The sequence below is a fragment of the Chroococcidiopsis thermalis PCC 7203 genome, assembly GCF_000317125.1.
Classification (GTDB): Bacteria; Cyanobacteriota; Cyanobacteriia; order Cyanobacteriales; family Chroococcidiopsidaceae; genus Chroococcidiopsis; species Chroococcidiopsis thermalis.
In genome coordinates this window covers 5,823,076-5,849,818 of sequence record NC_019695.1, presented here as the reverse complement: position 1 = coordinate 5,849,818, position 26,743 = coordinate 5,823,076, and the positions used below count along the sequence as shown (strand labels likewise).

Sequence of the window (26,743 nt, the reverse complement as noted above, 5' to 3'; positions counted from 1 at the left end):
TTACATGTAACGTCTCTACAAACTAACCTGACACCGATCGCACAAGCCGAAAAACTCTAGGGTGTGGTAGAAAATTTTGAATTTGTGCGATTTATTCAGCTGATTTTCTAACTCGTGGACGGGACATTGATGGATCGGAATCGATTTACCACATTGCAGGCATGTTAGGTGATGTTTATCTTGCTGAACGCAACTGTAGAGGGATTCGCCAGAAGCTAGCGTTCTAACCTGCACGACTCCTTCGAGTTTCAATGCTTCTAAGGCACGGTAAACTGTAGCTAGACCGATGCTTTGATTGCGATTGCGAAGTTCTACGTAAATATCTTGGGCAGATATTGCTTTATTGGAGTTTTTTAGTAAATGCAAGATTCGTTCTTGACTGCGAGTACGTTCAGCTTTCTCGGCTTTCATAGACAGTATCTGAGTTTGATGACTGAAGCGGCGATCGCACTTCTCTTGCTTTCTAAACTAGCTCAAAGCGAATACTGTTTATTCCGTCAAGCTGTCTCCAGAAGGAGTTATTATAGCCTTTGTGGGATTGGGAATCAAGTCAAGTGTTACGAAAGTATTTAGCTCGCATATATGTCACCCTACGACCCTCTGTCCTCGACCCAGCAGGAACAGCCGTCCAGTCTGGTTTGAGTCATATGGGTTACGATAACGTGGAACATGTCAGAATTGGCAAGTATATCGAGTTGCAACTGACGGCAGTAGATGAAAAAACAGCCACAGAACAGCTGAATCGGATGTGCGATCGCCTCCTGGCTAATCCGACAATTGAAAATTATCGCTTCGATTTGAAAGAAGTTGCTGTAGAGATGGGAGCATCGATGTGAAGTTTGGGATTGTAGTTTTTCCTGGCTCGAATTGCGATCGCGATGTTGCCTACGTGACTCGCGACATCCTCAAGCAGCCGACGCGCATGGTTTGGCATGAAGACACCGATTTAACGGATCTCGATGTTGTCGTCGTGCCTGGAGGTTTCAGCTACGGGGATTATTTGCGTTGTGGTGCGATCGCCAGGTTTTCTCCTGTAATGCAGCAAGCGATCGCTCACGCTCAACAGGGTAAATTTGTATTGGGAATTTGTAATGGATTTCAGATTTTGACTGAAGCGGGTTTGTTACCTGGTGCTTTAGTCCGAAATCGCGATTTACATTTCATTTGCGATCGCGTGGAATTAAAAGTAGAGCGTAACGATTCACCCTGGACGCAAGCCTACTCAGTCGGGGAAGTTGTGACTATTCCCATCGCGCACGGAGAAGGGCGATTTTATGCTGATAAAAAGACTTTAGCGGAAATTGAGGCAAATAATCAAGTTCTGTTTCGCTATGCCGGCGACAATCCCAACGGCTCTGTTAACAACATTGCGGGAATTTGTAACCGTCAGGGTAACGTCTTAGGTATGATGCCGCATCCCGAACGTGCTTCCGATCCAATTTTAGGCGGAACGGATGGTTTGAAATTGTTTCAGGGATTGTTGGAACGAGTCGCTGCGATCGCATAATTCAATTTAGTTCAATCCAAATACTTCAACTGAACCTGCACGCTTGTATTTGGACCAGCAATTAAAACAGCTGCATCATTAAACTTAGGTGCGGCTGTACGAATTTCTGGATTTCTTGAAAATCCATATCCCTCAATTGGCATTCCTAAATCGTTGCGGTTGAGCGTACCATCTCCATTAGTATCGTGAATAATAGCAACAGCGTAATTTCCAGCTTTGAGATTCCTAAAATTGACTATCAGGGGAACAGAAGTAATCTTATTACACTGACGCTGTACGACATTTTTTCTATTATTAGGAAAACCTTGACTGCTGGCAAACAGACTGACGCAAGCTTGCCCTTCACGGTTTCTAAAACCATTGATTTCTACAGTTAAATTGCCAGACAAGTTATTAGCATATACTCTGCCATTAGAAATCTCGATCGCAATTCCAAGAAATGACAGTAACAGACAAGTTTTCAATATTTGAGACTTTTGGCAAAATTTTATCTTCATTTGCGATCGCCTACATTTAATATTTTTCATAAATATTGATATAATTTTTCAAATTGTATATTGTAATCTTCAAGCCAATAGAGCTAAGCTTAAAACACATGATGGGCGAACTCTCTACAACTGTACCCGATTATCTTGAGATCCTGTCAAAAGTGGCGATCGCTGCTCGAGCGGGAAATCGCGATGCCGAAGGCGGTTTGCTTCGCAACCATCGCCCTACTGCTAAAGTAGTTGTTAGCGCCTTATTACAAGCTGAAAGAGCAGCCAAACAACAACGCTTAGTATACCCCCTCGAATCTCTCTTGGGCGATTGGCGACTTTACTTCACAGCACCACGTAACGCCAAATTACAAAATGGTGTGGCTCAAGGAAATGGCTTTTACATTCCTCAAATTGCGCCAGCACAGATTTCCTTTCACTCAAGAGAACGGCTAGAAATTGGCAATCAAATTCAATTCGGTTCGTTACTATTCAAACTGACTGGTCCAGCGCGGTACTTAGGTAAGAAAAATTTACTTGCTTTTGACTTCACCCAAATGCAACTGTGTTTATTTAATCGCACAGTTTATCAGGGAAAGTTTAATAGTGGTAAAAGAGCCGGAACTTTTGAGGAACAACCTATTTCTAAACTGCCCTTTTTTGCCTTTTTCTTAATAACTGAAGATTATATTGCAGCCCGCGGTCGCGGTGGTGGATTAGCAATTTGGATTAAACAAGTCGCGTGATATTAATAGCAATTTACGAAATAACTAGCATATTCTTTAACTTAAGTATAAGCAAGAATAGTTCGCTTTTTAATAAAAATAAATGAATAATAAATTACGATCCAGCTTTACCAAGATAAATTTGCTTGGAATCTTTGGGAATATAAATTAAACCAAGGTCTTGTAGGCGATGTGTCAAATTAGAAATTGTGACACCAAGCTCATCTTTCATCGCATAAAGATGTTTCCATTTAGTTAAATCGCGTCCCCGTTTTACGTCTTCTATCTTAAATTGAGGCATTAACAAGCAACTAGCAAAATACTGTGCTTGCTTTTCAATTCCTTGCTGCGCGTTAACATTACGGCAGAGAAAAGGCTCAACAGCGGTTTCCAAACCAGAATTTTGCAGTTCTACAAATTTAGAAATTGCATTTTTGTCAATGTGAAGTTCCCAATGTCCAATTTCGTGAGCAATTGAAGATTCTTCAAATCCTTTAGGCAAATTTAGACTACTTTCATTCATTATAATTTTACGTTCTGTAGGTAAAATCATAGCCGCGATCGCACCTTGCTCATCTGGTGCTATTTTCCCACAATCCATGTCTAAACCAAGAGATTCAGCTAAGTGTCCTGCATCGAGTGGAAATTTTAAAGGACGTTTACGCTTTGCTTGCACGCGCTGAAGTACATCCAATGCTCGATGCTCGATTTCCTTTTTGGACATGGACTGATAGGGTTTAATAACCTTCAATTTGATTTCTCCTAATCTCGGTTGGTTGTATCTCTCAATAATTTCTGAGCAAATTCAGGTTCGTCTCGCATTCGGCGTAACAAGACAGGCATTTGTTTGTACTTTCTAACCAGTTCTTCAAAAACTTTTGTGTCATCTGGTGTAATGCGACCAGCTAGATGTCTCAGTTCTGCTTCTGGCAAGTCCAAATGCAAAGATAGTTTGTGAATGACATCTTCGCTAGGAGGATAGCCAGCATGGTCGTTCTCTAGTTTCGATAAGTAAGTGTAATCTACCCCGATTAACTTGGCTAACTCGCGCTGACTAAACTCTCTTGCCTTACGAGCTTGACGAATAACTTTACCAAAACTTTGACTCATTTTTTTCTTCCCTTACATATATATCTTGACAAAGTTGATTAAAATGGTCAATATGGTCATGTAAATCAATTTCCTTCAGTGTACAGCATTTTAGCTATATAAAGGTGTGTCTCATTGATTACAATATGAGAAATTAAACTATGCCAAAGATTTGGGAATTTGCTAGTTATAATTTACTGTCTTTATTTTCGCCAGCAGTCGGTTTAGAGCATCTACACTGCGATATGAAAAGGGGTTTTACTAAAGCAAGAAGGCGGGAGCCGCAAGTTGCAGAACTATTACAAAAAGATAATATACATCAGCGAATTGGAATTTTGGCACAAAGAGGAATTTATGAGTTTTATCAAACCTCTTTAATCGCAGACGGAAAAGATGCGATCGCTCAAACAGCAGAAATTTTGCAGTTGAGTCAAGAAGTAGATTCAGTTCGGATAAAAGTTCTTCAAATCCTAGAAAATTATCATCACAATCAGTTTCTAGCTAGTAAGAAAATTATTAAACTCAGTCGAGGCGACGAGGGGTTTCCAGAACCGATTTTAATTCAGCAAGGAAATAATACATTTAAACTATATGCTGCGATGGACTGTGTTTTGCAAGAAGAAGATGGAACATTACATATAGTAGACTTTAAAACTGGAAAATCTGACTTCGATCGCCGACAAGCATATATTTATTTACTAGCCGCTAGCTATATTTACCCGCAGCAAAAAGCTGTTGCTTCATTTTATAACTTGGAAACTTGCCAACAGTCAGAGCGAATTATTGCGTCATCTAGCATACTCAAATCGTTTCAAGTAGAACTATCTTCGCTCTCTCAACGACATCAAAAAGATTTGTATCGCTATCGTCGAAATTTTGACGATTTTAATCGAATTTTTCCACCTAATCCAGGCGTAAGTTGTCGCTATTGTGCTTTTAACTCTATTTGTAAATTTGCCATGACTGAGGCGACTGCATGAATAATGTTATGCAAGAATTTCCAGTTGCTTCATTTCCAACTTTTTTAAGTGAAATTTCACTTCTAGATATTACTCCGAAAAATTTCATTTGTTTTCGATTAACTCCAGAAATCGAACGCAAAACTGGTAATAGCTTTAGTTGGCGATTCAGTCAAAAATTTCCTGATGCAGTTGTTATTTGGCACAATAAATTTTTCTGGGTTTTAGCCAAACCCAATCGACCAATGCCAAGCCAAGAACAGTGGCGCGAGAAACTGCTAGAAATTTGCGAAGAATTAAAAAAAGATATTGGCGATCGCACTTATGCAATACAATGGGTAAGCCAGCCACAGATTACACCTGAGATTCTTTCACAGTTAGCAGTGAGAGTATTAAAAATAAATTGCCGTTTTTCATCTCCATCTGTAATATCAGTAAATCAAGTAGAAGTCAAACGAGAGATTGATTTTTGGGCAGAAACGATTGAAATTCAAACTCAGATTCAGCCAGCTTTGACAATTACCGTCCATAGTAGTTTCTTCTATCAAAGGCATCTAGAAGAATTTTACAATAATCATCCCTATCGGCAGAATCCAGAGCAACTGTTAATTGGCTTAAAAGTACGAGATATCGAACGTAATAGCTTTGCAACAATAACTGATATTGTAGGTACTATTGCCGACCACAGACAAAAACTACTTGAGGATGCAACTGGCGCAATTAGTAAACAAGCATTGATAGAAGCACCGGAAGAACAGCCAGTCGTTGCCGTACAGTTTGGTAAAAATCAACAACCTTTTTATTATGCAATGGCAGCTTTACGTCCTTGCATAACAGCGGAAACTGCTAGAAAATTCGATGTAGATTATGGAAAATTACTGTCTGCAACTAAAATTCCTTATTTAGAGCGAAAAGAACTTTTAGCATTGTACAAAAAAGAAGCTGGACAAAGTTTAGCTACTTATGGATTTCAACTGAAGATTAGTATAAATAGCCGCAGACATCCTGAATTATTCTTCTCTCCGTCAGTTAAATTATCAGAAACAAAACTGGTGTTTGGAAAAAATCAAATTGGCGTTCAAGGTCAAATTTTATCTGGTTTATCTAAAGGTGGCGTGTATCGCCGTCATGAAGATTTTAGCGATTTGTCAAGACCAATTCGGATTGCTGCATTGAAACTTTGCGATTATCCAGCAAATTCTTTTCTGCAAGAAACGCGACAGAGACTCAAACGCTATGGTTTTGAAACTCTTCTTCCTGTTGAAAATAAAAAGACATTATTGGTAGATGATTTATCTGGAGTTGAAGCGAGAGCCAAAGCTGAAGAAGCTGTCGATGAATTGATGGTAAATCATCCCGATATAGTTTTGACATTTTTACCAACTAGCGATCGCCACAGCGATAATACAGAAGGAGGCAGCTTATATTCTTGGATTTACTCACGCTTGCTCAGACGTGGAATTGCCAGCCAAGTTATTTACGAAGATACTTTGAAAAGCGTTGAAGCTAAATATTTATTAAATCAGGTGATTCCAGGTATTCTAGCCAAGCTAGGCAACTTGCCTTTTGTGTTAGCTGAACCATTAGGAATTGCCGACTATTTCATCGGCTTAGATATTTCCAGAAGCGCCAAGAAGAGAGGTTCTGGAACTATGAATGCTTGCGCTAGCGTGCGTCTATACGGTCGCAAAGGAGAATTTATTCGCTATCGATTAGAAGATGCTTTAATTGAAGGGGAAGAAATTCCCCAAAGAATTTTAGAAAGCTTTCTTCCCGCAGCTCAACTGAAAGGTAAAGTCGTACTAATTTACCGCGATGGACGCTTTTGTGGTGATGAAGTGCAGCATTTAAAAGAAAGAGCGAAAGCAATTGGTTCGGAGTTTATTTTAGTCGAGTGCTATAAATCTGGGATTCCTCGGCTCTACAACTGGGAAGAAGAAGTTATTAAAGCACCAACGCTAGGATTAGCACTGCGCTTATCGGCGCGGGAAGTTATTTTAGTCACGACAGAACTAAATTCGGCGAAAATCGGTTTGCCTCTGCCTCTACGCTTGAGAATTCATGAAGCAGGACATCAGGTATCGTTAGAAAGTTTAGTAGAGGCGACTTTGAAACTTACCTTACTACATCATGGTTCGCTGAACGAGCCGCGCTTACCAATACCGCTTTTTGGTTCTGACCGTATGGCTTATCGACGGTTGCAAGGCATTTATCCAGGTTTGCTAGAAGGCGATCGCCAATTTTGGTTATAAGGCAAGATTAAAGTAGGATGCGATCGCCTATAAGTGTAAAGAAATATGAATGCTGAAGAACTGCTGAAACGCTATGCAGCAGGAGAAAGAGACTTTATTAAAGCTGACTTAGCCAACGTTAAGCTGATTAACGCTCATTTGGTAGGAGTTAACCTGTGGGGAGCCAACTTAGAAGGAGCAAATTTAGCCAAGGCGAAATTGTGGGGAGCAAACTTAACTGGCGCAAACCTGATTAATGCTAACCTGACGCGCACAAACCTCTGCGGTGCAAAACTAACTGAAGCAAATTTACGCAAAGCTAGACTCAACTACGCCAAATTGTACGGAGCGAACTTAAGTGGTGCTTGCTACGACAATAGCACCCGCTTTTCCCGTGGTTTCGATCCGAACAGTCAAAATATGCGTAAGGTATAACCGTTGAGAGATTGAGAATTGTTAACTGCTCTCTAGCATCAAAGAAGATAGCGTGTTTCCGAATTCTCTTCCATGCAAGCTTACGATGTTGTTATTATTGGTGCTGGTCATAACGGACTAGTCTGTGCGGCTTACTTACTGAAAGCAGGCTATAGCGTCTTGCTTCTAGAAAAACAGCCAATTCCAGGGGGTGGAGCTACAACAGAAGAACTCATGCCCCAAGAAGCACCTGGATTTAAGTTTAACCCCTGTGCTATTAATCACCTATTTATTTTCCTCGGATCGGTGATTCAGGAATTAGAACTAGAAAAATACGGCTTAGAATATCTAACGTGCGATCCAGTTGCCTTTTGTCCCCATCCTGACGGAAAATACTTTCTCGCCCATAAATCGGTAGAAAAGACTCGTGCAGAAATTGCCCGTTTCAGCCAGCGCGACGCGGAAAAATATGCTGAATATGCAGACTTTTGGCTGCGCTTCGTGCGCGGTGTCGCACCATTTTTCAACGCTCCACCCAAATCTTTAGCAGATATCTCTGGTAACTACGGCTTGAAAAACCTGCAAGAGTTGTTCTCAGTGCTGGGTGGTCCCAACGAGACTTTAGACCTTCTACGTACTCTATTATCTAGCCCAGTAGATAATCTTAACGAATATTTTGACGCTGAATTTGTCAAAGCACCCCTTGCCAGACTCTCAGCAGAATTAAGTTCGCCTCCCTCTCAAAAAGCCATGTCATTTGGAGCAATGATGGCTGTGTTGCGTCACGAACCTGGAATGGCACGTCCGCGAGGTGGTACGGGAGCGCTAACCGAAGCTTTAGTTAAGTTAGTCAAAAGTTTAGACGGCGTAATCCTTACAGAACAAAGTGTAGAACGAATTTTAATCGATCGCGATCGCGCTGTGGGCGTGCGAGTTCGCGGTAGCAAAGAATATCGCGCCCATCAAGCTGTTATCTCTAGCATTGATGCCAAACGGCTATTTCTGCAACTGATGGATGCTAGCGATGTCGATAGTGCCGATCCTAACTTACGCGAAAGACTAGACCGCCGCATTGTCAACAACAACGAAACAATTCTCAAAATTGACTGCGCCTTATCAGAACCCTTGCGCTTTGAAAACCACGACCACCGAGACGAATATCTCATGGGTTCGGTCTTAATTGCCGATTCCGTCAACCATGTAGAACAAGCCCATAGCGAGATTACTCTGGGCAAAATTCCCGATGCAGACCCTTCAATGTATCTAGTCATGCCAACAGGACTCGACCCTTCAATGGCTCCTGAAGGCAAACATACACTCTGGATTGAATTTTTTGCCCCCTATCAAATTGCTGGTGCAGAGGGTACAGGCTTAAAAGGTACGGGATGGACAGACGAGCTTAAAAACAAAGTAGCCGATCGCGTCCTCAATAAACTAACCCAATACTCACCCAATCTCAAGCACTCAATTATTGCCCGTCACGTCGAAAGCCCAGCCGAGTTAGCAGAACGGCTAGGAAGCTACAAAGGCAACTACTACCACATAGACATGACCTTAGAACAAATGCTTTGCTTCCGTCCCTTACCAGAAATAGCTAACTACAAAACCCCAATTCAAGGCTTATATCTCACAGGCGCAGGAACCCATCCAGGCGGCTCCATCTCAGGACTGCCGGGACGCAACTGTGCCAGAATTTTCTTACACGAACAGCATCCCATCGCCGAGACACTCAAAGACGCTAAAAACTCAGTTCAGTCGGCAGTCAAATCAGTATTTACCTAGCTTCGCTCAAATACCAAGTGTATTGCGAATCGAGCGTAGATAAATTTTGCGCCTTTCTTCGAGCCTTCGCGTCTTTGCGTGACATCATCATAAACTACAACTCAACACGAAAAAGCGATCGCTTTCATCTAGCGATCGCTTATAAACAGGAGTACAAAATCAAATCACTTTAAAACACCCGTCGGCACAGTCGCGAGTTCAGGCTTATCGATCCGAGGAGCCAAGAAGCCGCTAGCATAAATGCGAGGATTGCTCTGAGCAATTTGGACGTAAGATTCGCGGATCTGGGCATTCACCGCAACCGTCTTGACATCATACATTTGCGTCGCCAGCTTGGGATATAACCCGATACCAATAATCAGCACCAGGAACGAGACAGCAATGAACACTTCACGCGGTCTAGCATCGCCAAACCTTGCCTCTCCAGGTAACACGCAATCAGTCCCGAAGCAGACAGCTTCTTGACTATCCTGGTAATCCGTCCGCAACTGAGTACTCGTTAAAACACACGCAGGGGCGATACCAGAACCGTAGAATACCTGACGTAGCATCGAAAGTAAATAGACTGGAGTGAGCATCAGCCCTACGGCGGCTAAAAATACCGTCACCGTGCGGAAGGTTGAGCTGTAAATATCGCTTGTAGTCACACCAACGAAGACCGAAATCTCGCTGACAAAGCCGCTCATCCCAGGAAGTGCCAGCGATGCCATTGCACCTATGGTAAATAGAGCAAAGACTTTGGGCATAACCTGAGCGATACCGCCCATTTCTTCCATTGATAACGTATGAGTGCGATCGTAAGTTACGCCTGCGAGGAAGAACAGAACTGCGGCAATCAAACCGTGAGACAGCATTTGCAGGAGTGCGCCGCTGATGCCAACATCCGTAAAAGAGGCAATACCTAGTAGGACGAATCCCATGTGGGAAACAGACGAGTAGGCGAGACGGCGCTTCATGTTGGACTGAGCGAAGGAAGCCAACGCACCGTAAATAATATTAACCACGCCTACAGTTGCCAGCACTGGGGCAAAGTAAACGTGTGCGTGAGGTAACATTTCCAAATTCAAGCGAATCAACCCGTATCCGCCCATTTTCAGCAGTACACCCGCCAAAACCATCGATACGGGAGCAGAAGCTTCACCGTGGGCATCAGGTAACCAAGTATGCATGGGGAAAATCGCTAGCTTCACGCCAAAAGCAATCAGCAATCCGGCGTAAATCGGCAATTCAAGCGCTAGCGGATAGTTTTTCACAGCCAGAGCTGCCATATCGAAGGTAGGGTTGCCACCGTAGAAACCCAATGCTAGCCCTGCAACGAGAATAAATATAGAAGCCAGTGCGGTATAGAGGAGAAACTTTGTCGCTGCGTAGCGTCGTTTCGGTCCACCCCAAATCGAGACGAGCAGGTAAACGGGGACTAGCTCGATCTCCCACATAATGAATAGCAGCAATATATCTTGGGCGACAAACACCCCAATCTGGGCAGAATACAGCACCAGCATCAGGAAATAGAATAAGCGGGGCTTGCGATCGACTTGCCACGCCGCAAATATTGAAAGTGTCGTCACCAATCCTGCTAGCAGTACGAGCGGGACAGATAAACCATCAACTGAGACAGCCCAATTTAGACCCAATTGGGGAACCCAGGCATACTTTTCCGCTAATTGAAAAGTTGCGATGCCTGCATCGTAGTGTTGCCAAAAAACGTAGCACATCAGAATCAAGTCCGCGATCGCCACGCCTGAGGCATACCACCGCACGCGCTTGCCGTCTTTATCAGGCAGTACGGGGATGAGTAGGGAAGCTACAAGGGGTAGCAGGACAATCGCGGTTAGCCAGGGAAATTGTTCCGTCATCATGACGTTAAGAATAAATACTTATTTCTTACAAATCATTTTACTAAACTTTGTAAAGGTTTATGAATAAATTTTTATCCCAGTCAACTATCTAAACAAGTCTATAGATGGAGGCAATTGACAAAAGCACTCATTAGTGAATGACGATCGCCCTTGTTCGATCGCGTTAGATTATCTGCCTTAAGATGAAAGCATGAACTTAGACCTTGCTGATGCCGTAACCATAGCAACAGCCGTGCGCGCGCAACAGGTAAGCGCAACAGAAGTGGCGATCGCCACCCTCGACAGAATTACCGCACGGAATTCAGCACTGAATTGTTTCACCACCGTTACAACTGAAACAGCCTTAGCAGATGCAGCGAAGATCGACCGGGCGATCGCCTCTGGGCAAGATCCAGGCGTTCTAGCTGGCGTTCCCTTTGCGGTCAAAAATTTATTTGATATTGCTGGGATAACGACCCTAGCTGGCTCGAAAATCAATGCGGAAAATCCTCCCGCTAGCCGAGATGCTACGGCGATCGCCAAACTGAAACAAGCCGGAGCAATTTTAGTCGGGGCGCTCAATATGGATGAATACGCCTATGGTTTTGTCACGGAAAATGCTCACTACGGTGCAACCCACAACCCGCATGACACAAATCGCATTGCTGGCGGTTCTTCTGGAGGATCGGCGGCGGCGGTAGCTGGGGGAATGGTTCCCCTGACGCTGGGTTCCGATACCAACGGTTCTATTCGCGTCCCTGCGGCTTTATGCGGTGTCTACGGACTCAAACCCACCTATGGGAGATTATCGCGGGCGGGAGCGTTTTTATTTGCCAGTAGTTTCGACCACATTGGCACGTTTACCCGTTCTGTAAGAGATGTAGCGATCGCCTTTGACGTGCTGCAAGGATGGGACAGTCGCGATCCGGTTTGCACGCAACGTTCCCCTGTAGAGACGTTACATGTAACGTCTCTACAACCGGACAATATTGATGGGTTACGCATTGCCATTGCTGAAGATTATTTTCGGACAGGTGCAGAACCGGAAGCTTTAGCTGTTGTGGAACGAGTCGCCCAAGTTTTAGGCGCGACGCAATACGTTACTATCCCAGAAGCGCACCGTGCTAGGGCAGCGGCTTTTATAATTACAGCGTGTGAAGGGGCAAATCTGCATTTAGCAAACTTGCGATCGCGTCTTGAAGACTTCGATCCGGCTACCCGCGATCGTTTTTTGGCTGGGGCGATGATTCCTGCGAGTTGGTATATTCAGGCGCAGAGATTTAGACGGTGGTTTCGCGATCGCGTCCGCGCAATTTTTCAACACGTCGATTTGATTCTAGCCCCTACAACACCATGTGTTGCACCATTCATCGGACAACAAACGATTCAGTTAGATGGACGGGAAATTTTAGTTCGTCCCCATTTGGGATTGTTTACTCAGCCGCTATCTTTTATTGGTTTACCTGTTTTATCCGTGCCAATCGCGCGATCGAATGGTTTACCTTTGGGGGTGCAGTTGATTGCCGCACCTTACAATGAGGGGAAAATTTTACAGGTGGCTGCAATGTTGGAGGCTGAGGGTGTTATTGCTGCATCTGTTGTTGATTAATACTAATTATTTATTATCAATTACCAACATTTACGTGCAAATCTAACTATGACTAACCCAGTATTGCAAATTCCAATTATTGATTTGCAAACATTTGCAACAGGAGATGAATTAGAAAGACAAACTATAGTTGATCGCGTTTATCAAGCTTGTCATGAAATTGGATTTTTATATATCAAAAATTCAGGTATTTCTTCTCATTTAATCCAACAGCTATTTACACACTCTCAGCAATTTTTTAATCTTCCGTTGGAAGCAAAAAACCAAATAGCGTGGTTAGATGAATCTCACAACAGTGGTTATGTAGGTATAGAAAGGGAACGCCTCGATCCAAAACAGCCAGGAGATTTAAAAGAAGCATTAAATCTAAATTTAAAATCCATTGCTCAAAACCCAGACTTTAGTACTGAATTTCATAGTTGTGCATTGAATTCCTGGAAAGCTTGTGTACAAATAACGGATATAATTCTACAAACTTTTGCGATGGCATTACAAATTCCAGAAGACTTTTTTATTGCCAATCATAATGCACAAGCTCATACTCTGAGATTACTACACTACCCCCCATTAGAACAACCTCCAAAACAAGGACAGGTAAGGGCGGGGGAACATTCCGACTACGGTAGTATTACTTTGTTATTTCAAGATGATATTGGCGGATTAGAAGTACAAACGAAAAATGGAGAATGGATCGCAGCTCCAGCGATTCCTGATACGATAATTGTAAATACTGGAGATTTAATGCAACGATGGACAAATCATGTTTTTTGTTCTACCAAACATCGGGTAGCGATTCCAACAGATGAAAAAATGAAGCGATCGCGTTATTCAATAGCTTTTTTCTGCCATCCTAACGATGATACTGAGGTTGCTTGTCTTCCTGGTTGTTGTACGGATCGAGTAGCAATGTATCCTTCTATTTCTGCCAAAGATTACTTGATTAGCCGCTTGCAGGCAACTTATTAATATCCTACAGCAGCACCATCACTTCTTGGATCGGCAGCACCGTATTTTATATTAGTTTCAGCGTCGATTAAAATCGCCCCAGCGTGTCCCATCACATCTGTATAATCTTCAACAACTTTAACAGAGTGACCGCGATCGCTTAATTCTCGAACAATATCTGCTGAAACTCTGCCTTCAATTTTAAGTTCGTTGGTAGCGACTCCCCAAGTACGTCCTTGCAACCATCGCGGTGCAGAAATTGCATCTTCGACATTAAAACCAAAATCGACAATTCGAGTTGCGATCGCAGCTTGAGTTTGAGGTTGTCCTTCTCCTCCCATCGTACCGTAGACTAAATACGGTTTGCCGTTTTGAAATAACATGGCAGGGTTTAACGTGTGAAAAGTACGTTTTTTAGGTTGCAAACAATTTACATGTTGCGGATCTAAGGAGAAAAAACACCCTCGATTTTGTAATAGAATCCCCGTATCACCTGCAACTATACCCGAACCAAATTCGTAGTAAATACTTTGAATTAAAGAGACAGCGTTACCATCTTTATCTACAACTCCCAGCCAAATTGTATCGCCTTTTGGATCGAGAGGTTGTACTTGGTTAGCGGCTTGCTGCAAGTTAATCTGTGCTGCTAGTTCTTTACCACGTTCTGAAGATAATAGCCAATCTAAAGGCATATTTACAAAGTCAGGATCGCTCACATATTTATCGCGATCGCTAAATGCTTGTTTGGTTGCTTCTACAATCAAATGATAGTAATCTGCCGTTCCTTCTCCTAGTTTGCGTAAATCGAAATTATTTAAGATATTTAAAATCGATAAAGAGGCAATTCCTTGAGTGTTGGGTGGTAAGTTATAAGCAATATAATCGCGATAATTGACTGAAATTGGTTCTACCCAGTTAGCAGTATGTTCCGCAAAATCTCGCAGAGTTAAAATTCCCCCGTTCTCTTGTAAATCTGCAACGATATTTTGGGCAATTTCCCCTTGATAAAACTCGGCTGCACCTTGAGAGGCGATCGCTGCTAAACTTTGAGCTAAGTGCGATTGTTTAAATATTTCACCTGTTTGATAAATTGTTCCATCAGGTTTCAAATAGATTTGACGAAAACCAGAAAATCTTTGTAAATTAAAAAATTCTTTATCTACATCAATACTTATTTGAGTCCAGCTTGCTTGATTTTGAGAAGTTGGGAAACCATTCTCAGAAAACTTAATTGCAGAAGCAAAAAGTTGCTGCCAAGGCAAAGAATTATTTATGGTTGCTTGAGCGTATTTATATGCTAAGTCCCAGCCGGATACTGCTCCAGGTAAGGTATTTGCAGCTAAATAACCTCTGAAAGGAATTCTGTCATAACCTAGAGACTGATAGAGATCGATTGTTGCCTTTTCCCCCGCTCGACCGCTAGCATTCAAACCTTTTAATTCTCGTTTTTTGATATTATAAATCAACCAAAAATTATCGCCACCCAAACTATTCATATGGGGATAAACCACCGTCAAGGTAGCAGCAGCAGCGATCGCAGCATCAACGGCATTTCCCCCTTGCTGAAGTATTTCTAAACCCGCTTGGGAAGCTAGGTAGTGAGGGGTTGTGACTATACCATTAGTAGAAATGGCTGCTTTGTTTGTCAAATGAGACATAGCTATTTTTAGGTGAAAAAAGTACGAATCGCGTTGACTCTTGAGTTTCCCTACTGTCTTCTGTGCTGAGTCACCATTTATATATTACAGGTATATATTACAGGGTATAAACTATACCTTATAAGGTTAAAAAACTTGATTGTAGGGAATCGCTTTTAACATTCCAGGGGAAATGCGATCGCAACTATGCTAAAAGAATCTATACTAATTTCTCCCAAATAGGAATTTTACCTATGTCAGTCACACTAGAGCAAGACTTAAAGGAAATTTTAGCTAAGCTTGACCAGAAATTAGATGGTCTACAAAAAGATGTTGTCGATCTAAAAGTAGGACAAACCGAAATTAAAGGAGAAATTAAAGCTCTGGGTGAGAGAATAAATGGACTAGATGAACGAGTCAAGAGTCAAGATTTTATCAATCGAGGATTTTTAGTCGGTTTGATTTTAGCTATTCTTGGTGGTTTGGCTAAATTATTTGGTTTTGTGGGTAATCCATAAGAGCGATAATAATGTTTTGCTGCTATGTTTATGATGCCTAATCAAAACCGTTAAAGTTTACAATCGTCAGGATTAGTTATCATCAGGACTAGCACTAGGAATAGGCTCGGAATTTATCGGACTCGGTGCGGTGTTATCGAGGCTGGGAAGCGGTTCGGGAGGAGGAGGGTTCAAAATCCTCTGCCACTCGCCTATCTGCGCTTGAGCGGCTCCGTAGGCGCTGCTGCTGCGCGGAATTTTACGGGCTATATCGATCCCTGCTTGTGGGTTGTACGTCCCTTGGTCTTGTGCCAACCGCAACAAGCGATCGCCCCAGTTATTAATGGCTGGATTCACATCCAATCGTAAGGAATTGCTGTTAGGAACCCGATCCGCCAGCCGAATTGCTTGTGCCAATGCATCGGGAGTATTCTGCAAAGCAACTTGCTGGGCTTCGCGCCAATCTTGTTCCGCCTGAAGTTGAGTTTGCCATTCCTTAACTTCTGCCTGCGCTGTGGCATGTAGCGCCCGTCCCGCACCAATTTGCCCAGCAGCAGCGATCGCCGCTGGTAGATTGCCATTATTTGCCAAGTCTCGCGCTTGGTCTAAGAATGGCTGGTCTTCAATCGTTTGGATCTGGCGCGTCCAGTTGCGAATTCGCTTACGGGCTTCGCCATAAAGCGCGCGTCCTTCACCAATTTTACTCGCTTCATCAACTGCTGCTTGTAAAGCGACGACATCGCCTTCAACCACTATCTCGTCGGCACGGTTAAGGTAAGGTTGGTCTTCAAATGTTTGTATCCGTCGCCGCCAGCCGTCAATTTCTCGCTTGGCTTCAGCAGCACGGGGATTCGAGTCTGGAATCATCAAAGCTTCAGCGATCGCTGCATTTAAATCGGCAACTGCCCCTGGTTGAGCTAAGCTGCGTGCTTTGGCTAGATGCTGCACATCTTCAATTTCAAGTTGCCAACGGGCGATCGTATCTTGAGCTTTATAGTAAAGCGGTCGGTCTAGTCCAATTTTTTGCGCTTCGGCAATTGCCGCTTCTATGCTAGAAACAGTACCGACAAAAGCACTCCGATGTGCCTCAGCTAGGACGGTAAAATCTTGGACTTCTGTTTCTAATTTGGCAACAGCAGGAATTTGATTGGCAATCTCGACAGCTTTGTCTACATCTCTTTTATCTAAAGTTTCCTGGGCTAAATCGAGCATTTTGCGCCCGATATCGGGAATCATTGCTTGAGCTTTCTGATAAAAATAGCTACCTGCTTCAATTGCTTGAATTTGCTGTATAGCAGCTAGAAAATCGTCGGCTCTGCCTCGATTGACCAAATTTTGAATTTTCTCCAATCTTCCGCCATCTTCTCTGGCGGTGGCGATCGCATATTTTAATTCTTCGTATTTGGTATTTGCCCAATAGTTGTTACCGACATTGAGCAAACGTACCGCTGCCATCGAAGCCCGATACCAGTTTTCTTTCGGGATCTGGGACTCGGCTTCAGCATAAATTTTTTCTGCTTCCGCCCAAATCGATTTCCACTTTTCAATTTGCGTTGGGACGGTGGAGGCTGTAGAGACATCTGACGGAATATCGGAGGCGATCGCGATCGCCTCCGATAGCTGTCCGGCTTGAAACTTTTCTTCTGCTAAGGCGAGTAAATCTTGCGACCACTCTGCTAAACCCCGTTCGATTTCTTGACTTAAAGGATGATTTTGTGGTAGAGGCTTTACTAAGGCGATCGCTGCCATTAAATCTGGTACAGTTCGTTTTGCCGCTGCAACTTGAGCGCAATGCAACCGCACCGTCCCTGAAGCCAGAGGCCAAAAAATTGCCGGACAATTAGGTGCAGATGGTAACTTAAATAACATCGTCATGGCGACGATCGCCACTCCATTAGCCCCCAACGCTGCCAGAGCTGCCCAAAGCATCCAGTGTTTCCACCACCGCTTGCGTCCGACACTAGGCGGCTCTCCCGACGGAGGTACGCTAGACCACAACTTACCGTCTGTAGCTGATGAAGGGGAAACGCTACCAGATTGGGACGAGTTCGATGGTGATTGTGGCATGACTTCTGAATTGTGCCTTTGCTGGGACAGGTATTGAGACAGCTCGCGATCCGTTGGATATTGAGAAGCAGAGTCTACAGAATGTTGGGTATGAGGCTGATTGCCATTGTCCCCCTTTGCTGGCGGCTGACTCACAGACCAATCCTCTGGCATACTCCGATCGCTCATGACTCGCCCCAATATCTTAAGTACTATGCTTGATTTTGCCTGCTAAGCACATTCATTGTCATCCTATATTGGTCATTGGTCATTTGTCATTGGTAGTTGGTAATGGGTAATTGGTAATGGGTAATTGGTAATGGGCAATTCGCGCCATGCACGCAATTCAGATTAATCGATCGCTCTCTACCGATCACTGGTCACTGGTCACTGGTCACTGATTAAGACTCTGCCCGTAAATCCAAAATCAACTGCTCTAACTGATTGCTGCTGGCTTTGTAAACTTGTCCGCAAAAATGACATGTGGCTTCGGCTCCGTCATCTTTGGCAATCATGTCTTGTAATTCTGCTTCGCCTAGAATTTTCAGCGCTCCTAGAACGCGCTCAAAAGAGCAACCACAGTAAAAGCGCACTAACTGAGATTCTGGAAAAATCTCCAAATTCATATCTCCTAACAGTTGCTCGAAGATTTGCGGTAAGGTCTTTCCAGCTTGGAGTAAGGGCGTGAATCCTGCTAGCTGAGCAATTCTTGATTCTAATGTTTGTACTAAAGCTTCATCACGGGCTGCTTTGGGCAAAACTTGAATCAGCAATCCTCCTGCTGCTGTCACTCCTGTAGCGCCGACAAATACGCCTAATACTAACGCTGACGGTGTTTGTTCTGACGTAGCTAGGTAGTGAGACAAGTCGTCGCCAATCTCTCCCGATATTAGCTCTACCGTGCTGGAGTAGGGATAGCCATAGCCAACATCGCGTACGACGTAGAGATAACCCTCTGAACCCACAGCACCGCCAACATCCAATTTACCGCGATCGTTTGGTGGTAGTTCGATCGCGGGATTGCCGACGTAACCTCTTACAGTACCGTCTAAACCTGCATCGACTAAAATTCCCTCTAACGGACCATTACCTTTGACCCGAATATTGACTCGCGAATCAGGGCGTTTCATGCTAGAAGCAAATAACAACCCAGCGGACATAGTGCGTCCTAGCGCTGCCGTCGCCACGTAGGAAAGTTCATGCCGTTTTCTTGCCTCTTCAGTCAGCTTGGTGGTGATAACGCCGACAGCGCGAATTCCCCCATCGGCGGCTGTGGCACGAATTAACCGATCTGCCATGAGAAAACCTTACAATTCTTTACGAAAGCTACTCTATTTATTCTATGTTGGCGATCCGGTAAAAGGTTGAGGGGTGAAGTACGGCTTTCCTGGCTGGCGATCGCAAGTTCGTCAAATTCAAGTAGGGTTAGCATTGCCCACCCTACTACTCCCGGTCGCAATTCCGAATTCCGAATTCCGAATTCCGAATTCCGAATTCAGATAACACTTGGGGGAAAACTAAACATTTTGTTAAAATGCTGACAACAGAGGAAGCAGGAGAATCTCCAACCATGACCCAAACGCCATCCAAAAAGCAAACTGTTATTGCTCCATCCATACTATCAGCAGATTTTAGCCGTCTAGGAGCTGAGATTCAAGCGATCGATGAGGCTGGAGCTGACTGGATTCACGTTGATGTCATGGACGGTCGATTCGTGCCTAACATCACTATTGGTCCGCTGATTGTCGAAGCAATTCGCCCAGTGACTCAAAAACCTCTGGATGTCCACTTGATGATCGTAGAGCCAGAGAAGTACGTTGAAGATTTTGCCAAAGCAGGAGCCGATATTATCTCCGTTCATGCCGAGCATAATGCTTCCCCTCACCTCCACCGCACGCTCGGTCAAATTAGAGAATTAGGGAAACAAGCAGGGGTCGTACTCAATCCTTCTACACCATTAGAACTGATCGAGTACGTACTAGAACTTTGCGACTTAGTGCTAATCATGAGCGTTAACCCAGGTTTTGGTGGTCAAAGCTTTATTCCATCTGTCGTACCCAAAATCCGCAAACTGCGCCAAATGTGCGACGATCGCGGTTTAGATCCTTGGATTGAGGTTGATGGTGGCTTAAAAGGTAACAACACCTGGCAGGTGCTAGAAGCAGGCGCAAATGCGATCGTTGCTGGTTCGGCAGTATTTAAAGCTAAAGATTACGCTGAGGCGATCGCAGGCATTCGTAACAGTAAGCGTCCCGCACCTGAGTTAGCAACCGTTTAGAAAACATAGCATTTCTTTTGATTAGAATTGCAATACATTTCAATCGTAGGGGCGTACAGCGTGCGCCCCTGCTACTATATATACTTTTTGAAAGCGGTTATATCTAAATCAGTAATATATTCGGGATTGCCTGTTCTTAACTTTGTATTAATTCCATACTTGTAAGATTGAAATTGCTATTCACTGCTCGCGTTAGATCGAATTTATGAATGACCGATTAGAGCAAATCCTGATTCAACAACTTCATTTAATTACCAAGCTGCAAACCAAAACTGATGAAATTTTGAGCTGGAATACTTCAACTGAATCCGCAGAAGCTACAGCAGCTTATTTTCAAGCTTTGGAAAGCGCGGTTGATGGTTTGGAAAGTTTGTCTGAAGTTTACGAATATTTTGAAGACTGGAGTTTAGCAGAAGACGAAGTTGCAGAAGTTATTTCACCCTAACTTGTCAAAATTCTAGCAAAAGTCGAGCTAGGTCGATCGCTCTGACGCGGATAGATGCTTGTGAATCAATTTCACGACTGCATCAGCTTGCACGGGTTTGTCCAGACAATCGGATGCACCCACAACCATCGCCCGCACGCGATCGATCAAATTGCCGCTAAAAATGACGATCGGTGTATCGCGGAACGCATTAATCTTACGGATGCGCGTGCAAATTTCATAGCCATTTAGTTTTGGCATGATGAGATCTAAAAAGATCATGTCTGGTTTTTGACTTAACAAAATTGCGAGCGCCCGCAAAGGATCTTGAATATCTATAAACTGATATCCTGCATCCGTAATAATGTTCCGCATCACCTCGCACACTAATGGACTATCATCAATGCAGGCGATCGTTGGTTTCAGTGCTATTGGCGTAACTGGTGGTTCTAATGCAACCTCTCCAGCCGTGGGCATAGCCAGATCGGGAATGTCTGTTAGTTCCACCATGTCGTCTTGAAGGTAGGGTGACAAAGTGTAGGATAGCTCTAAAACCTGACGTTTCATCAGTACGGCTAAATCGCGTAGTGTCCGCCGTCCGTCTAGTAGTGTAGTCAACTGACGGTATGTGTTGGGAGAAGTTTTTCGTTGCAATAATTCTGGATTTTTGAGGATCGGAGCTTGATTGGGACAAACATTTGTTAAGTTAGCGTGTTGCCAGTTACGCCACATTTGATAAGCTGACGCAAGTGCTTGCTCGATGTCCATGAGTAATAATTGCAACCCAGAAGAATTTTCGATCTGCACCTGATATTTGATAACTTGCCCAGTTTGCAAAATATCAAATAGCACTTCCGTGATACTACCGCGCACGATTTGCGTGACTTGCCTGCTGGTAATTTGCTCCTGTTTGAGCCATAAACTCAGAACTTGATACTCCCATGCCGAGCCAGCTAGATCGGTTGGTAATTTCAGTCGATCGATTGAAATTTGCGGGCAGTGCGTGACTATAAGCCTTTGCCACCTGCGGATGGGATGCATCCCTCCAGAAGCATATAAAACTCGACCGGAGTACAGATAAAAAGTCCACTCTTGCCCCGAAGCACTGGTGACAGATAGTCTGCCAGTCACTTGAGCTGACTTGAGCGAAAGAAACTCGGCAACAAAAATATTTGCGTTGTCGCGATCGCCATGATGTTCGTCGTGGGATGGTTCCGGTTGGCGTAACGCTGTTTGCTTTTTTAACCGCGCGGCGATCGCCCCTAATAAATCTTTTTTTGAGAACGGTTTAGTTAGGTAATCATCAGCACCTAATTCCATTCCTTGGCGCAAATGAGTTTTATCTGCTTTGGCTGAGAGAAAAATGAAAGGCATCAGCGCTGTAGTTGGTTCTTCGCGCAGCAACTTCAACACTTCATAGCCATCTAATTCCGGCATCATCACATCGCACAAAATCAGATCGGGTTTATGTTCCCAAGCCCAGTTAATGCCAACGTGACCGTTCTCTGCGGCAACGATTTCGTATCCCTCCGTCGCTAGCAGCTCGGTAATATTTTCTCTAACTGCCTGCTCGTCTTCGATGACCAGAATCTTTGTCATTTCGCTCTACCTGCGGATCTCATGCCAGTCTCAGTTATCAGTTATCAGTTATCAGTTATCAGCGAACAGGGTGTAAGGTGTAGGGTGTGGGGAATTGGTAGGTTGGTAGTTGGTAGTTGGTCGTTTTCTCCCTTGTCTCCCCCCTCTCCCTTGTCTCCCCCTCTCCCTTGTCTCCCCCTCTCCCTTGTCTCCCTTGTCTCCCCCCTCTCCCTTGTCTCCCCCCTCTCCCTTGTCTCCCTTGTCTCCCTTGTCTCCCCCCTCTCCCTTGTCTCCAACTCCCGACTTACGACTTTTCTCTTCAGCTTCCTACAGAAATGTGTTTGCCAATCATTTGCAATAACTTTTCTGTTTGTACGGGTTTTTCTAGGTAATCCGAGACTCCTGCTGCTTGCGCTTGGGCGCGGTCGATCGCATTACCACTAAGAATGACAATCGGTGTATCGCGGAAAGCTGCAATCTTACGCAGTCGCGAGCTAATTTCATAGCCATTCAAGTTAGGCATAACCAGATCTAAGAAAATTAAATCTGGCTTGCGCGTCAACAAAGTTGAGATTGCTCGTAGAGGATCTTGAATTGTCAATACCTGATAGCCTGCGTTGGACAGCATTTGATCCATAGTTTGACAGACGAGAGGGCTGTCATCGATACAAGCAATCAGTAGCGATTTGGCTGCTGTTGATGTGGCGGGTGTAGCTGATGTCGGTGGTGTTGCAGGTTGTGCGGTGGCTGCGTGCGGTAGTGGTAGGTCAGGGAGTTGGACGAGTTCGACGATCTTGGATTGGAAGTAGGGTAAGAGAGACACAGCAACTTCGGCAGCTTGACGCTTCATCAATACTGCCAGTTCGCGCAGCGATCGCTTGCCATCGAGTACTGCTGTCAGTTGACGGTAGACAGCTGGTGAAGTTTGTTGTTGCAATGCTTCCGGCTGTTTGACTAGGGGGGCATAGTTGGGTAGAAGCGAAGTTAGATTGCTCGATTGCCAAGCTTGCCATAGTTTTTGGGCTGGGGTGAAGACTTGCTCCCACTCTAAAGCAAGAAGTTGTAAAGGCAAGGCTTGCTCCGATTTTTGGTAATTGATTTGCCCTGCCTGCATCATGTCAAACAGGACTTCGACAACACAATCGCGCACTATTGGGGCAATGTGTTCGCGACCGATCTGTTGTTGTTTCAGTAACAAGCCGAGTAATTGATATTCCCAAGCAGGTCGAGTAAAAAGCTCGGTTGGTAAATTTAATTGAGTCAGTTGAATTTGGGGGCAGTAAGTCGAGACATGCCGCTGCCAGCGCCGCGCTAAATGCATCCCTCCTGTAGCGTACAACAAGCGCCCCTGATGCAAGTAAAAGTCCCAAGACTGATCCGTGGCGCTTTTAACATTTAATTTGCCAGTAAATTGAGCCGATTGGAGTGCTGCTAGTTCCTGAGCAAATGCGTTGAAGTCTTGATATTGAGCTGGTGCAGGCGTGGAAGGCGCGTTAATTATGGGTTGAGGTGCGAGCGAAATGCGATCGCTGTTGAATAGGGAAGCCTGCAAAAGTTCTGCATATTGGACGATCGCATCTCGTCTTTTCAGCCGCGCCGCCACCGTATCTAATAGTTCGTCGGGAGTAAAGGGTTTTGTAATGTAATCGTCAGCTCCCAAGTTCATGCCATGACGGATCTCAGCTTTTTCCACCTTGGCGGAGAGAAAAACAAACGGCAGCAGTGCCGTGGTTGGTTCTTGACGCAGCGATCGCAATACTTCGTAGCCATCTAACTCCGGCAGCATCACATCGCACAAAATCAGATCGGGTTTGTGTTCGCTTGCCCAGTCCAAACCAACTTGACCGTTATCAACTCCAACAACCTCATAGCCGCCATCTTCCAAACAGTCTAGGATGTTGTCTCTAACCAAACGCTCGTCTTCTATAACTAAGATCTTTTTCATAGGTCATGCCTAAATTGTCTAAATTCAACAAATTTCTATTTGGCTCATTGTCAATAGCGGCAAACGAGCATTTTTATATAAATGACTGTCTCCATAAAACTTAAATTTGGTTTTGAGAGAGTTTCTTACTTCAGGTCTAGTTTGCCCAGTTTGGCATCGATACTTACTATCCGCAGCAAGAAGTCGATAAAATATAGACAACTCAATCGGTGAACAGCAAACACATGCCTCCTCGTTGGCCCCGTAAACCAGACCGCCGCGATCCTGCCTATCGACGTTTAGACGATCGCATGAACTTTGCTACCCACGTAGCGATTTTCGCTGCCATGAATTCCGGTCTGTGGTTCGTCCACATTCTCAAAACCACAGCTTGGGAGTGGTTGCCTTGGTTAACAGGGGGATGGGCAACTGTATTATTAGGACATTTAATTTACATTGCCGCGATCGCTAACTATTCTGAGTCAGCTGCGCCAGATACACCGCCCAAATCTACCTAGAGAGTCAGTTATCAGTTGTCAGTTATCAGCTATCAGTGAAGAGTGGTAATGGGTAATGGGTAATTGGTGAGTGAGGCAAAGAGGCTTTCTTGCAACAGGCTTTTGACTTGCGACTTATCCATTACCCTTTTCAAATAGAAGGAAGTTCAGTTTTATGGCTAAACAAAGTACTTCAGAAGTTATTGAAGCGATCGCAGCTGAAATCGGCGAAAACGTATATATAGATATTGCCAAATGGCATCTTTATCTTGCCGATGCCAAACTTCATACCCTGCTTGCCGAACAACTCTATCCCATTTTGACGGCGCGATCGCTCTCAGAAGATCGAGTCCAGCAAGTTTTACAAAATATTCCCGTTAAACTTGGGGGCGGGAAAAAAGAAATCCCCCTAATTGACTTGATACCAGCCCGAGGTCAAGCTGACTTAATGGAGATTTTGCAGAAGTATCAAGATGAAATGTAATGGGTAATGGGTAGTTGGTAGTTGGTAGTTGTCCCCCTGCTCCCTTGTCCCCCTTGTCCCCCTTGTCCTCCTTTTCCTCCTCAGCCCCCTCAGCTCTCTTTCCCTCCCGTACGGGCGGGTTTAGAAACCTGCCCCTACTGGCTCCCGGCTCCCCTTTTAGTCAACCGAGCCACTAAAAAATCGATTTCTGGCAATTTCATCCGAGTGGCAAGGAGGGCAAAAACTCCCATGCCTACTAACCCGGAAGCGATCGTTTGCAGCAGTAGTAAAACTAATCCCTGACTACCGAAGAAATGTTGCAAACTCCAAAGAGTCCCCCAGCTAGAGACTCCTGCGGTAAAACCACTGACAATTAAACCTAAAATTGGTAAACTCCATTGTCGCAATGGTAAACCGTGGAGTTTACGATGCAAGATACCCAAAAACAGCAGCATCGAGATCGTATTGACTCCTACTGTTGCCAGTGTAATTCCAGGGGCACCAAAAGGTTTGATGAGGATGAAATCTAGTAGAACGTTGAGGAAGATATTTAATACACCAACGCGGAAGGGCGTTTCTCCATCTCCCAAGGCGTAAAATACTCGTACCAAGACATCGCGCCCTAAGTAGACAAACATACCAATGCCGTAGGCAACTAAAATTGAAGCTACGAGTTGCGAATCATCTTGTTGAAAGGCTCCGCGTTCGTAAACGATTCGGACGATTGGCATCGCTAGAGCCGCAAACAAAGCTCCTAAAGGCAGCATCGTGAGAGCCGTTAGAATCAATCCCTGGCGCAGTCGCGATTTCAAATTGTGCCACTCTAACGGATCGGCAAGCCGAGAGAGAATTGTAAATAAGGGCAGCAAAATGACATTGGAAATGATGCCCAGGGGAGTCTGAACGATCAAGTTAGCGTAGTTGAAAGCAGCAGCAGCCCCAGGAATGCCGGAAGCAAAGAAATAATCGGTGAACAGATTAATTTGTAGCATCCCAGAAGCAAAAACAGCCGGAGCCATTAACTTAACTGCTTGCTGCACGCCAGGAGAGCGAAAATCGAACCGCAGGCGCAGCGTACCGAGTCGTAACCGCCACTGTACGATTAATTGTACGATCCACTGAAATAATGCCCCTGCAAGGGTTCCCCAGGCTAAAACCTGCCCGCCAATCGCCACATAAGCAGGAGAAATTATTTGGCTTCCCACGGATAAATATAAGATTCCCAGCCCCAAAATAATTGTGATACTAGAAAGTACGGGACTGAGGGACAGCAACCAGTATTGATTGGCAGTATTGAGCGTGCCAAAACCAATTCCAATTAATCCCGATAGTAAAATCATTGGAGACATAATTCGCAATTGCTCGGCAGCGATCGCGTGGGCTGTCTGGCTCAATTGCGGACCCACCAAATAAATTAATCCATCCGCCGACAAGAACAGGGCGATGGATACGAGCAACAACACTCCGCTAACTAGAGTCGTGATGCTTTCCACTAGGGGAGCGGCTTCCTGTTTGCTACGCTTTTCTAAGATGCTGACAATCGTGGTGTGGATCGGACCATTCACACCTCCCAGCAAGATTAAAAAGAAACTAGGAATGATATAGGCATAGTTGTAGGCATTAGCAGCTATACCCGTACCGAAAGCCGCCGCGATCGCCTGTTGGCGGAACAAGGCAACTAATTTACTCAGCAGGGTTGCGATCGCCACAATCCCCGCAATTCCAGCTAAAGTTCGAGATTTCTGTTGATTGGTCACAAAAAAATAGGGAGCGCACGAGCAGGGAGCGCACGAGCAGGGACGAGCTGGGAGCAGGGACGAGTTG

27 protein-coding genes are annotated in these 26,743 nt (G+C 44.5%); 15 read left to right on the top strand and 12 right to left on the bottom strand.

Annotated features, from left to right (window positions below):
• Window positions 1–15: 15 nt before the first annotated feature.
• The gene (locus CHRO_RS25500; RefSeq protein WP_015157115.1) at window positions 16–411 is read right to left on the bottom strand and encodes a Fur family transcriptional regulator; all 396 of its coding nucleotides are present in this window, start codon (window positions 409–411) and stop codon (window positions 16–18) included.
• A 143-nt stretch (window positions 412–554) separates the two neighbouring features.
• On the opposite strand from CHRO_RS25500, the gene purS reads away from it, so the two are divergent.
• On the top strand, window positions 555–836 hold the full coding sequence (gene purS / locus CHRO_RS25495; protein WP_041463528.1) for a phosphoribosylformylglycinamidine synthase subunit PurS: 282 nt from the start codon (window positions 555–557) through the stop codon (window positions 834–836).
• The gene (gene purQ, locus CHRO_RS25490) at window positions 833–1,507 is read left to right on the top strand and encodes a phosphoribosylformylglycinamidine synthase subunit PurQ (RefSeq protein WP_015157113.1); all 675 of its coding nucleotides are present in this window, start codon (window positions 833–835) and stop codon (window positions 1,505–1,507) included. The genes purS and purQ overlap by 4 nt, the downstream gene beginning before the upstream one ends.
• An 11-nt stretch (window positions 1,508–1,518) precedes the next feature.
• Here the strand turns inward: purQ and CHRO_RS25485 are convergent, their stop codons facing one another.
• Window positions 1,519–2,004, bottom strand: a complete 486-nt coding sequence (locus CHRO_RS25485; protein WP_015157112.1) for a DUF2141 domain-containing protein — start codon at window positions 2,002–2,004, stop codon at window positions 1,519–1,521.
• Window positions 2,005–2,102: 98 nt separating this feature from the next.
• Here CHRO_RS25485 and CHRO_RS25480 point away from each other — a divergent pair, with 98 nt between their 5' ends.
• Window positions 2,103–2,729 carry a hypothetical protein gene (locus CHRO_RS25480; protein ID WP_015157111.1) on the top strand — a complete coding sequence of 209 codons (627 nt, stop codon included), beginning with the start codon at window positions 2,103–2,105 and terminating at the stop codon, window positions 2,727–2,729.
• Between the two features lie 94 nt (window positions 2,730–2,823).
• Here the strand turns inward: CHRO_RS25480 and CHRO_RS25475 are convergent, their stop codons facing one another.
• Window positions 2,824–3,459: an ImmA/IrrE family metallo-endopeptidase gene (locus CHRO_RS25475; protein WP_015157110.1), complete on the bottom strand. Its 636-nt coding sequence runs from the start codon at window positions 3,457–3,459 to the stop codon at window positions 2,824–2,826.
• A gap of 11 nt (window positions 3,460–3,470) precedes the next feature.
• Window positions 3,471–3,818, bottom strand: coding sequence for a helix-turn-helix domain-containing protein (locus tag CHRO_RS25470; RefSeq protein WP_015157109.1), 348 nt, complete (start codon window positions 3,816–3,818; stop codon window positions 3,471–3,473).
• 140 nt (window positions 3,819–3,958) lie between these two features.
• On the opposite strand from CHRO_RS25470, the gene CHRO_RS25465 reads away from it, so the two are divergent.
• From CHRO_RS25465 to crtO, 4 genes are all read left to right on the top strand, one after another.
• A complete protein-coding gene (locus CHRO_RS25465) occupies window positions 3,959–4,777 on the top strand; it encodes a PD-(D/E)XK nuclease family protein (RefSeq protein ID WP_015157108.1) in 819 nt (272 codons plus the stop codon).
• The gene (locus tag CHRO_RS25460) at window positions 4,774–7,008 is read left to right on the top strand and encodes a Piwi domain-containing protein (protein WP_015157107.1); all 2,235 of its coding nucleotides are present in this window, start codon (window positions 4,774–4,776) and stop codon (window positions 7,006–7,008) included. The genes CHRO_RS25465 and CHRO_RS25460 overlap by 4 nt, the downstream gene beginning before the upstream one ends.
• Window positions 7,009–7,053: 45 nt before the next feature.
• Complete coding sequence (locus CHRO_RS25455; RefSeq protein ID WP_015157106.1) at window positions 7,054–7,422, top strand: pentapeptide repeat-containing protein; 369 nt, start codon at window positions 7,054–7,056, stop codon at window positions 7,420–7,422.
• 72 nt (window positions 7,423–7,494) lie between these two features.
• The gene (crtO, locus tag CHRO_RS25450) at window positions 7,495–9,183 is read left to right on the top strand and encodes a beta-carotene ketolase CrtO (protein ID WP_015157105.1); all 1,689 of its coding nucleotides are present in this window, start codon (window positions 7,495–7,497) and stop codon (window positions 9,181–9,183) included.
• Between the two features lie 164 nt (window positions 9,184–9,347).
• Here the strand turns inward: crtO and CHRO_RS25445 are convergent, their stop codons facing one another.
• Window positions 9,348–11,042, bottom strand: coding sequence for an NAD(P)H-quinone oxidoreductase subunit 4 (locus tag CHRO_RS25445; RefSeq protein ID WP_015157104.1), 1,695 nt, complete (start codon window positions 11,040–11,042; stop codon window positions 9,348–9,350).
• A gap of 190 nt (window positions 11,043–11,232) precedes the next feature.
• Here CHRO_RS25445 and CHRO_RS25440 point away from each other — a divergent pair, with 190 nt between their 5' ends.
• Complete coding sequence (locus CHRO_RS25440) at window positions 11,233–12,630, top strand: AtzE family amidohydrolase (protein WP_015157103.1); 1,398 nt, start codon at window positions 11,233–11,235, stop codon at window positions 12,628–12,630.
• Window positions 12,631–12,678: 48 nt separating this feature from the next.
• Complete coding sequence (locus tag CHRO_RS25435; protein ID WP_015157102.1) at window positions 12,679–13,596, top strand: isopenicillin N synthase family dioxygenase; 918 nt, start codon at window positions 12,679–12,681, stop codon at window positions 13,594–13,596.
• On the opposite strand, the gene ggt is transcribed toward CHRO_RS25435, so the two are convergent.
• Entirely contained in the window at window positions 13,593–15,233 is a 1,641-nt protein-coding gene (gene ggt / locus CHRO_RS25430) for a gamma-glutamyltransferase (RefSeq protein ID WP_015157101.1), read from the bottom strand. The two genes, CHRO_RS25435 and ggt, sit on opposite strands and share 4 nt — an antisense overlap.
• 233 nt (window positions 15,234–15,466) lie before the next feature.
• Here ggt and CHRO_RS25425 point away from each other — a divergent pair, with 233 nt between their 5' ends.
• Complete coding sequence (locus CHRO_RS25425) at window positions 15,467–15,730, top strand: hypothetical protein (protein ID WP_015157100.1); 264 nt, start codon at window positions 15,467–15,469, stop codon at window positions 15,728–15,730.
• A gap of 72 nt (window positions 15,731–15,802) precedes the next feature.
• Here the strand turns inward: CHRO_RS25425 and CHRO_RS25420 are convergent, their stop codons facing one another.
• Window positions 15,803–17,944 carry a hypothetical protein gene (locus CHRO_RS25420; protein WP_041462637.1) on the bottom strand — a complete coding sequence of 714 codons (2,142 nt, stop codon included), beginning with the start codon at window positions 17,942–17,944 and terminating at the stop codon, window positions 15,803–15,805.
• Between the two features lie 212 nt (window positions 17,945–18,156).
• Complete coding sequence (gene hslO / locus CHRO_RS25415; protein WP_015157098.1) at window positions 18,157–19,053, bottom strand: Hsp33 family molecular chaperone HslO; 897 nt, start codon at window positions 19,051–19,053, stop codon at window positions 18,157–18,159.
• 73 nt (window positions 19,054–19,126) lie between these two features.
• On the opposite strand from hslO, the gene CHRO_RS34605 reads away from it, so the two are divergent.
• From CHRO_RS34605 to CHRO_RS25405, 3 genes are all read left to right on the top strand, one after another.
• The gene (locus CHRO_RS34605) at window positions 19,127–19,258 is read left to right on the top strand and encodes a hypothetical protein (RefSeq protein ID WP_256498639.1); all 132 of its coding nucleotides are present in this window, start codon (window positions 19,127–19,129) and stop codon (window positions 19,256–19,258) included.
• Window positions 19,259–19,325: 67 nt separating this feature from the next.
• Window positions 19,326–20,033, top strand: a complete 708-nt coding sequence (gene rpe, locus CHRO_RS25410) for a ribulose-phosphate 3-epimerase (protein ID WP_041463527.1) — start codon at window positions 19,326–19,328, stop codon at window positions 20,031–20,033.
• A gap of 205 nt (window positions 20,034–20,238) precedes the next feature.
• Window positions 20,239–20,478, top strand: coding sequence for a hypothetical protein (locus CHRO_RS25405; protein ID WP_015157096.1), 240 nt, complete (start codon window positions 20,239–20,241; stop codon window positions 20,476–20,478).
• A 27-nt stretch (window positions 20,479–20,505) separates the two neighbouring features.
• On the opposite strand, the gene CHRO_RS25400 is transcribed toward CHRO_RS25405, so the two are convergent.
• Genes CHRO_RS25400 through CHRO_RS25390 form a run of 3 tightly spaced genes read right to left on the bottom strand, consistent with a single transcriptional unit; the run spans window position 20,506 to window position 23,980 of the window.
• The gene (locus CHRO_RS25400) at window positions 20,506–22,056 is read right to left on the bottom strand and encodes a response regulator transcription factor (RefSeq protein ID WP_015157095.1); all 1,551 of its coding nucleotides are present in this window, start codon (window positions 22,054–22,056) and stop codon (window positions 20,506–20,508) included.
• Between the two features lie 44 nt (window positions 22,057–22,100).
• Entirely contained in the window at window positions 22,101–22,331 is a 231-nt protein-coding gene (locus CHRO_RS32885; RefSeq protein ID WP_041462636.1) for a hypothetical protein, read from the bottom strand.
• A gap of 23 nt (window positions 22,332–22,354) precedes the next feature.
• On the bottom strand, window positions 22,355–23,980 hold the full coding sequence (locus tag CHRO_RS25390) for a response regulator transcription factor (RefSeq protein ID WP_015157093.1): 1,626 nt from the start codon (window positions 23,978–23,980) through the stop codon (window positions 22,355–22,357).
• Between the two features lie 224 nt (window positions 23,981–24,204).
• Here CHRO_RS25390 and CHRO_RS25385 point away from each other — a divergent pair, with 224 nt between their 5' ends.
• On the top strand, window positions 24,205–24,477 hold the full coding sequence (locus tag CHRO_RS25385) for a 2TM domain-containing protein (protein WP_015157092.1): 273 nt from the start codon (window positions 24,205–24,207) through the stop codon (window positions 24,475–24,477).
• Window positions 24,478–24,631: 154 nt separating this feature from the next.
• Window positions 24,632–24,940 (top strand): DUF3181 family protein, encoded by a 309-nt coding sequence (locus CHRO_RS25380; RefSeq protein WP_015157091.1) that lies wholly within the window; start codon window positions 24,632–24,634, stop codon window positions 24,938–24,940.
• 134 nt (window positions 24,941–25,074) lie between these two features.
• On the opposite strand, the gene murJ is transcribed toward CHRO_RS25380, so the two are convergent.
• Window positions 25,075–26,676, bottom strand: a complete 1,602-nt coding sequence (murJ, locus tag CHRO_RS25375) for a murein biosynthesis integral membrane protein MurJ (protein WP_015157090.1) — start codon at window positions 26,674–26,676, stop codon at window positions 25,075–25,077.
• Window positions 26,677–26,743: the final 67 nt, after the last annotated feature.